The 2,904-nt window shown below is 74.9% G+C and carries 2 protein-coding genes; both read right to left on the bottom strand.

What is annotated here, in order from left to right; genetic code table 11:
• Window positions 1-32 precede the first annotated feature (32 nt).
• Window positions 33-377, bottom strand: coding sequence for a zinc-ribbon domain-containing protein (locus ACWD3D_RS35565; RefSeq protein WP_451464807.1), 345 nt, complete (start codon window positions 375-377; stop codon window positions 33-35).
• Window positions 378-509: 132 nt separating this feature from the next.
• Entirely contained in the window at window positions 510-2,621 is a 2,112-nt protein-coding gene (locus tag ACWD3D_RS35560) for a HEAT repeat domain-containing protein (RefSeq protein WP_451464808.1), read from the bottom strand.
• Window positions 2,622-2,904 lie beyond the last annotated feature (283 nt).

Genomic DNA, 2,904 nt, shown 5'->3' with positions numbered 1-2,904 from the left:
GAAAGCGCGGGCGCCCCGGTGGCGTGCGCGCCTCAGCTGTTGTACGGGTTCTGGCCCGGGGCGTTGCCGTGCTGCGGGGCCTGGGCGGGCGGGCCGGCCTGGCCGCCCGCCTGTCCGAAGGGGTTGGCGCCGTCGGGGCCCGCCGCGTGCTGGGCCAGCAGGGCTTCCGCCTGCTCCTTGGCTATCTTCTGCTCTCCGCCGCAGAACGTGCACTGCGTCGCGTACTTGACGGAGATCGGGAAGAGCGGGACGAAGAACAGGGTGAACTTGGTGACCCGCTTGCGGAGCGTGTGTGCGGCGGGATTCCCGCACCAGCCGCACACCATCGTCAGGACGGCCAGCTGGTAGAGGTAGCCCCGCGTACCGAAAATGATCATGTCGTGCCTCTCCTTGTTGCCTTCTGTGCGGTTTTGCTGCGGGACGGACGACCCCGCCTCCCCGCGACACGGCGTACCGGTAGGTCCGGTACGCCGGTGGTCCGCCCGGTCCGGAACCGGTGCGTCCCCGGCTCAGCCCCGGCCGCCTCCGCCGAGCAGCGCCTGCCGGCACAGTGTCAGCAGGCGTTCGTCCGCGATGATGTCGGAGGTGCCGAACCCGCCGTCCCGGGCGTTGTGACGGCGCACGGAGGACAGCTCGGCACGCAGGGTGCGGGCTGCTCCGGACCCTGCCGCAGCCGCACCCGTCCGTGCCAGCGTGTCCGCCACCCGGACGCGGACGTACGGCTGCTGCGTCCATCCGTCCAGCAGCACCTGCCACGTCCGCGCGGACAGTCCCGAAATTTCGCACAGTGCGAGCGCCGCGTCCACCCGTACCCAGATTTCGTCGTGGTCCAGCAGCGCCCGCAGCCGGGGAACGGCCACCGCCGCACGGGCGCCGAGCCGCCCCAGTACCCGCGACGCCGCGCGCACGGCCAGGCCCTCCTTCTCCATGAGGACGTCGGTCAGCACCGGCAGGACGGCGTCGACATCGCCGGAGACCGAGTAGAGCGCGTCCGCCGCCTCGACCGCCTCGCACGCCTCCGACCGGCGCATCAGCGCATCGATCTCCCCGACCGCGCCCCGGGCCCCGGGTCCGAAGGAGCCGAGTGCCCGCAGCGCCGACGACCGCAGGTGCGACGCGAAGGGCTCCCGCAGCACGCGCAGCACCTCGGGCGTCGCCTCGTCCGCCCGCAGCGAGGCGAGGGCCGACAGAAGCGGGCCCGCCCCGCCGTCCTCGGGAGGTTCCGCCGCCGAGACCCCCGCCAGCTTGCGACGCAGCGCCCCGGCCAGCGGCAACGCGGCCGGCCCGAGGCCGGTGACGGCGTGCCCGAGGTCCCACGGCACCCCGGGCCCCACCAGTACCGAGCCCAGCGCCGGCAGTGCCCGGGGGTCGCCGATGTTGGCCAGCGCCCGTAGCGCCGGATCGAGGCCGCGCTGCCCGTACTGCCACTCCCGGACCCAGGACTCGCGAGTGACCGCCACCCGCGCGGCCAGCGCGTCCGCGGCCGGAGCGGCCAGGTGCTGGATTCCCGACAGCAACCCCCCGGCGGCGTCGCGGAGCCGGAGGTCCGGGTCGCCGAGGAGCTCTCCCAGCAGCCGCGCCACCTCGTCGTACGACCCCCGCCACGCGCGGATCAGCCCGCCGCTCATCCGGACGGCGTCCAGCCGCTGGGCCTCGTCCGGGCTGCACAACTGGTCGGCGAGGAGCGCCACCCGGTCCTCCACCCGGTCGCCGAGCGCCCCGTGCAGGGTGCGCAGCAGGTCGGCGGCCCACGGAGCGCTCTGCCCGGCCTCCTCCGCCGCCTGCAGGGCCCGCAACTGGCCGATCAGCGTCGGCGCGTGGGCGCCCTCCTGGGAAGTGGCCTCCGCGGCGGCTCTCGCGGCGGCCCGGGCGGCCGGATCGGACGGCGGGTACGCCGCGCGCAGGGCCCGCAGCAGATCGGCGACCCTGGGCACGATGTCGACCGGCAGCGCGCCGGGCGCGCACCGCGCCAACTGGGCCAGCGCCGCCAGCCTGAGGCCCGGCGCGTACTCCTGCATCGCGAGCCGGCTCAGCCAGTGTGCCGCCGTGTCCGCCACCGAGTCGTGGCGCAGCGCGAGCCGCCCCGCCGCCTCCACCAGTGCGAGCCGCACCTCCTCGTCGGGCTCCGAGGGCAGCCGCTTGCGCAGCAGTGCCAGGACGCGCGGCGGATCGGGGTGGAGGGTGGCGAGCGCCAGCGGGGCCGCGAGCCGCACATCGCGGTCGGCGTCGGCCAGCAGCCCGACGAAGACCTCGGCACCGGCGCAGACGGCCGCGGCGGCCATGGCGTAATTGGCGGCCCCTTCGATCTCGTCCTCGTCGAGTTCCTCCTCGTCGTCCTCGTCCAGTTCGATGCCGCCGATACTGGTCAGCAGTTCGACGATGCTGCCGCGCTCCGCCACCGAAGGGTCGGCGACCAGCTCGAAGAGGAACGGGATGCACGCGAGCGTGCAGGCGTAGACGTCGCCCTGGTGGTGGACGGCGCCGTACATCCCGTCCAGCGCGCGCTCCCGTTGCGCCGGGTCCGCCGAGGCGAGACCCGCCAGCAGCGCGGGTACGTCGTCGGCCGGCCCGTAGGCATGCTTCATCGAGGCCCAGTCCACCTCGTCGATCCCCGCGAACACTCCGGCCGTCCCCTCCCCGCTCGTCACGCTCAATCGCTGCGACGGCGCGTGACCGGAGTTGGTTCCCGGAACTCCCACGCCCGTCCCGCTGTCGAGTCTGCCCCAGTTCCGCCGCGGTCCGCCCACGGGACGGGGCTTTCCCGCCGCCGCCCCCCGAGACTGTGGGAGACCTGTGGGGCGGGTGGTCCCCCGGGCGGCCCCGCCAGTGCGTACGGGCAGGGGCAGGACGGGCGCGTGAGGGCGAAATCCGGCCACCTCGACCACGTGGAGCCGGGGCGCGTCC

The sequence above is a fragment of the Streptomyces sp. NPDC002690 genome (assembly GCF_053592415.1).
This window is presented reverse-complemented; position numbering and strand designations above follow the sequence as displayed.

Bases quoted from the DNA above. Each gene is read 5' to 3' on its own strand.
- ACWD3D_RS35565 (WP_451464807.1), bottom strand. From the start codon at position 377: ATGATCATTTTCGGTACGCGGGGCTACCTCTACCAGCTGGCCGTCCTG.